This is a genomic window from Pedobacter sp. (genome assembly GCF_035566355.1).
GTDB lineage: Bacteria > Bacteroidota > Bacteroidia > Sphingobacteriales > Sphingobacteriaceae > Pedobacter.
This window is the reverse complement of sequence record NZ_DATMRL010000208.1, coordinates 1-5,169: the sequence shown is the minus strand read 5'-3', so window position 1 is coordinate 5,169 and position 5,169 is coordinate 1. Positions and strand designations below refer to the sequence as shown.

The following is a 5,169-nucleotide window of genomic DNA, read 5'->3' as shown; positions in this document are numbered from 1 at the left end:
TTTCTTGGTCTGGTATTCCTGCTCCTGTCGCAAGTATTGACCTGGGATGATGTAAAAAGCGAAAAAGGTGCCTGGGACACTATTGTTTGGTTTTCAGCTTTGGTGATGATGGGGAGCGCACTGAACACTTTGGGTTTAATTCCGTGGTTTAGCGGCTTGGTTAAAGCACAGATTGGCGGGATGAGCTGGACGATGGCTTTTCCAATTATCATTCTGGTCTATTTTTATAGCCATTATATGTTTGCCAGTGCGACTGCGCATGTGGCCTCTATGTATGCGGCCTTACTGGGGGTGGGGATTTCTGTGGGTATTCCGCCTATGCTTTTAGCACTTTCACTTGGTTTTTGTGGTGGTATTTATGGTACACTAACTCATTACGGACACGGGCCTGCACCAGTTTATTTTGGGAGTGGTTTTGTTGATGTAAAGAGTTGGTGGTCAAAAGGATTTATTTTAAGCATTGTATTCCTGGTGATCTGGATGGGTATAGGTGGTTTATGGTGGAAGGCAATTGGTATTTACTAAACAGAAACGTATGAAAAAAGAAACGCTATCTACGCTGTCCAGGAAATACCTGATGGCGTTAACAGGATTGTTTTTATGCTTTTTCCTGGTCATTCATTTAGCAGGTAATTTCCAGCTTTTCTTGCCTGAAGCACAAGCCAGGGAGAGTTTTAACGGGTATTCAAAGCTCCTTTCGGGAAATATTTTTATTAAAGCAGTATCTTATATTTTATATGCCTCAATTATTATTCACTCCATTGACGCCTTGGTGATTACTTTGTTTAACCGCCAAAAGGCAGGGAAATATGAATATGATAAGAGAGGGGCGGTGAGTAAATGGTACTCAAGGAATATGGGAATATTGGGAACAGTGATCCTGATTTTCCTGGTATTTCATTTCAAAGATTTTTGGTACCAGTATAAGTTTGGCAGCTTACCTGTTGACGCTGCCGGTAATAAGGATCTTTATGAGATTGTAATCAGGGCATACGGCGATCTTTGGTATGTTCTTTTTTATGTACTGGCCATGTTTGCCCTGGGGTATCACCTGTTGCACGGGTTTTATAGCGCGGCGCGCACTATAGGTGTTTATCATCCCCGCTATGTTGCCTTTATCAGAGTTTTTGGTACCTGGTATAGCTATATCATCACCTTCGGTTTTGCAGCTATACCTCTATACATTTATTTTACTCATTACTAGCTATGGAATTAAATGCGAAAATCCCGCCAGGTCCTTTAAAGGATAAATGGAATTATTATAAAGACCATGCAAAGCTGGTTAATCCAGCTAACCGTAAAAAACTGGATGTCATAGTGGTAGGAACCGGTCTTGCCGGTAGTTCTGCAGCGGCTTCATTGGCAGAAATGGGTTATAAAGTGAAATCATTTTGTTTCCAGGATTCCGCCCGCCGTGCGCATTCAGTTGCCGCACAGGGAGGCGTAAACGCGGCGAAAAATTACAAGAATGACGGGGATAGTGTTTACCGGATGTTTTATGATACCATTAAGGGTGGAGATTTCCGCTCAAGAGAGGCAAATGTGTATCGTCTTGCGGAATGTTCTCTTCATTTGATTGATCAGGCTGTTGCCCAGGGTGTACCTTTTGGACGGGAATATGGAGGATATTTGAACAATCGTTCTTTTGGTGGAGTACAGGTAAGCAGGACATTTTACTCACGTGGCCAAACCGGACAGCAATTATTACTTGGCGCGTATCAAGCACTCATCCGGCAGGTGAGTGCAAAAACAGTTACTTTGTATACCCGGCATGAGATGCTGGATCTGGTGGTGGTAGATGGAAAGGCAAGGGGGATCATTGTCCGTAACCTGGATACCGGGGAGATCGAAAAACATAGTGCTCATGCAGTTATTCTGGCTACGGGTGGTTTTGGTAAGATCTATTACCTGTCTACCTTAGCCATGGGTTGTAACGCATCTGCCATTTGGAGGGCACACAAAAAAGGAGCCTTGATGGCAAGCCCAAGCTGGACACAAATTCATCCAACCTCCCTTCCGCAATCTGGAGAGTACCAAAGTAAACTGACCCTGATGTCTGAATCTTTGAGAAACGATGGGCGAATCTGGGTGCCTTTAAAAAAGGATGATGCACGCAAACCCAATGATATTCCTGAAACAGAAAGAGACTATTATCTGGAACGCAGGTATCCCGCCTTTGGCAACCTGGCACCCCGTGATATTTCATCAAGGGCTGCCAAGGAAAGAATTGATGCAGGATATGGAATTGGTGCACAGAAGAATGCCGTTTACCTGGATTTTTCAAAGGCACTCAAAGAACAGGGAGAAGCCAAAATTAAAGAGAAGTATGGAAACCTGTTTAGCATGTACCGGAAAATTACAGATATTGATGCATATAAAGAGCCCATGATGATTTCTCCTGCAGCGCATTTTTCTATGGGCGGACTTTGGGTAGATTATGAATTAATGACAACCATTCCTGGTTTGTTCGCCTTGGGTGAAGCCAATTTCGCAGACCATGGAGCGAACAGACTTGGAGCCAATTCCTTACTTCAGGCTTGTGTTGATGGATATTTTGTGGCACCCTATACGGTTTCGAATTACCTTGCAGATGAAATTAAAACCGGCCCTGTGCCTGCAGACAGTCCTGAATTTATAGAAGCAGAACAGAAAGCGAAAGAATTGCTGGCCAGGCTTGTCGGTATAAAGGGAGATAAAACCGCAGACTACTATCATAAAAAATTAGGTAAACTTCTTTATAATTATTGTGGATTGTCCCGGAACCGGGAAGGGCTCAGTTTTGCCATAGCAGAAATCAAGAAACTTAGAATAGATTTTTATGCACATCTGGCCGTACCGGGTACACCCGAAGAAATGAATGCTGAGCTTGAAAAAGCTGGCCGTGTGGCAGATTATCTGGAAGTTGCTGAACTGATGTGTTACGATGCTTTAACCAGGGAAGAGTCTTGTGGAGCACATTTCAGGGAAGAATACCAGACACCAGAAGGTGAAGCACTTCGTAATGACGAGAAATTCTGCTTTGTATCTGCCTGGGATTGGAGAGGAATTGATCAGGAGCCCGTGCTTGTGCCAGAGCCCCTGACTTTTGAAAATGTAGCCTTGACGGTTCGGAGTTATAAATAAAACCATAGCCTTATGAAGATTTTTTTAAAAATATGGCGTCAAAAGGATGCTAAAAGTAACGGTAAGCTGGTGGATTATGAGATGGATAATGTGATCCCGCATATGTCCTTTCTGGAGATGATGGATACCCTGAACGAGAAACTGGTTCTCAGCGGTGAACATCCGGTTGAATTTGATCACGATTGCAGGGAAGGTATTTGCGGACAATGCGGAATGATGATTAATGGCCGGGCCCACGGACCGTTAAAAAATACGACGACTTGTCAGCTTCACATGAGATCCTTTAAAGATGGAGATACCATTTATATAGAACCTTTCCGGGCCGAAGGATTCCCTGTAAAAAGAGATCTTAAGGTAGACCGTTCTGCTTTTGACCGGATTATCGGGGCTGGAGGTTTTGTTTCCGTCAATACGGGGCAGGCACCTGAAGCGAACAGCATCCCGATCACCCATGAAATTGCCGAATCCGCATTTGATTCTGCAGCTTGTATTGGTTGTGGGGCCTGCGTAGCTACCTGTAAGAACTCGAGCGCGGCTTTATTTACTTCTGCAAAGATTTCGCATTTAGCTAAACTGCCTCAGGGCCAGCAAGAAGCACGTAAGCGGGCATTGACAATGGTGGCGCAGATGGATGCCGAAGATTTTGGACATTGTTCCAATACAGAAGCTTGCGAAGTAGAATGCCCTCAAGGAATTTCTGTTCTGAATATAGCCCGTATGAACTGGGAGTTTTTGAAAGGAAACGTACTCAAATAATATTTAAAGGGGTTGTCTGAAAAAGGTGCGATTTGCATAAAAAAAGAATAAGACCTTTTGGACAACCTCTTTCTTTAAAAGAATGATCACTTTTAACAAGACGATTCAGTTTCCAATTCCCTTTTTAATAAAATCTTAACTTCTTCCCAGCTGTGTACCCGTTGATGACGGTCTGTTGTTGCATTATGCGCAGCATGAAACAAGATGGCTTTTCCTTTACAGAAATCCAGGTTTTTGAAATGGTCATCAATCATATAATCCGTATCAATGATACTCTTATCTCCGCAAAGCACAATGTTTTTCCAGGAAATAAATGGAAAATGTTCTTGCAGCCACTGGTGTTTTTCAAAAAGAGATTGTGGAAATTCCATTGCTGCCGATACGATATAAACCTCAAAGTCATTCATTAACTCTTTTACAGTTTCTATTGCACCAGGCATAACCGGTAGCGTGCGGAAAAAACCTGGTGAATTTACAAATTTCCATACCGCTTGTTTATCCGGAAAAGCTTCAGATTCTGGTTTTCCAATCAGATCTTCCCGATTGATGCGTACCCCATAATCTTTATGGTACCAGGTAATAAAGTGAGATTCTGTATCTGCTATTACGCCATCCATATCGATGGCTATGCTTGGTTTTTTTGTTTTCATATTGCAAATATATGCAATAAAAATATTAAATATTGCAGAATATTGCAAATAATAAATCTCTATATTTGCAGAATGATTAAGGCAGAAAGACAAAATTTAATCCTGGAATATGTAGCAAAGGATAAAAAAGTATTGTTGGATCAGCTCAGTGAAATTCTGAATGTATCTGAGGATACCGTAAGGCGGGATATTAAAGAATTGTCAGATCAAGGACTTTTACGCGCGGTTAGAGGAGGTGCACTACATCGGTCTCCCATTCCTATGCATTACCGGGACAGACAAAATGTTGATGTTGAGCATAAAAAGATCATCGCGGCCAAAGCGCTGGAATTTATAAAGCCTAACATGGTCTTGCTTGTCGATTCCGGTACATCTACACTTGCAGCTGTTGCAAATCTGCCAAAAGACATGCAGCTCACTGTAGTCACCAATAGTTTTCCTGTAGCCTCTGTTCTGGAGGATCATCCAAAAATTGAAGTGTTGTTTATTGGAGGAAGGTTAAATAAGACCAGTTTCTCTACAACAGGATATGAAACCATTCAAACTTTGAGAAGCATCAGAGCTGATATTTGCTTTTTGGGTGTATGCAGTATCGATTTGAATTATGGAGTTACTGGCGTAGATTACGAAGACAGTCAAA

The 5,169-nt window shown here is 42.3% G+C and carries 6 protein-coding genes; 5 read left to right on the top strand and 1 reads right to left on the bottom strand.

What is annotated here, in order from left to right:
* The 4 genes from VNZ46_RS08090 to VNZ46_RS08075 form a co-directional block, all read left to right on the top strand.
* Positions 1 to 525 (top strand): anion permease (locus tag VNZ46_RS08090; RefSeq protein WP_325559581.1); only part of this gene is annotated, 525 nt, incomplete at its 5' end.
* Between the two features lie 10 nt (positions 526 to 535).
* Positions 536 to 1,204 carry a succinate dehydrogenase cytochrome b subunit gene (locus tag VNZ46_RS08085; RefSeq protein WP_325559580.1) on the top strand — a complete coding sequence of 223 codons (669 nt, stop codon included), beginning with the start codon at positions 536 to 538 and terminating at the stop codon, positions 1,202 to 1,204.
* A gap of 2 nt (positions 1,205 to 1,206) precedes the next feature.
* Complete coding sequence (locus VNZ46_RS08080) at positions 1,207 to 3,123, top strand: fumarate reductase/succinate dehydrogenase flavoprotein subunit (RefSeq protein ID WP_325559579.1); 1,917 nt, start codon at positions 1,207 to 1,209, stop codon at positions 3,121 to 3,123.
* Positions 3,124 to 3,135: 12 nt separating this feature from the next.
* On the top strand, positions 3,136 to 3,879 hold the full coding sequence (locus VNZ46_RS08075) for a succinate dehydrogenase/fumarate reductase iron-sulfur subunit (protein ID WP_325559578.1): 744 nt from the start codon (positions 3,136 to 3,138) through the stop codon (positions 3,877 to 3,879).
* 92 nt (positions 3,880 to 3,971) lie between these two features.
* On the opposite strand, the gene VNZ46_RS08070 is transcribed toward VNZ46_RS08075, so the two are convergent.
* Positions 3,972 to 4,529, bottom strand: coding sequence for a 5' nucleotidase, NT5C type (locus VNZ46_RS08070; RefSeq protein ID WP_325559576.1), 558 nt, complete (start codon positions 4,527 to 4,529; stop codon positions 3,972 to 3,974).
* A 72-nt stretch (positions 4,530 to 4,601) separates the two neighbouring features.
* On the opposite strand from VNZ46_RS08070, the gene VNZ46_RS08065 reads away from it, so the two are divergent.
* Positions 4,602 to 5,169: DeoR/GlpR family DNA-binding transcription regulator (locus VNZ46_RS08065; protein WP_325559574.1), on the top strand; the 568-nt coding region annotated here is incomplete at its 3' end.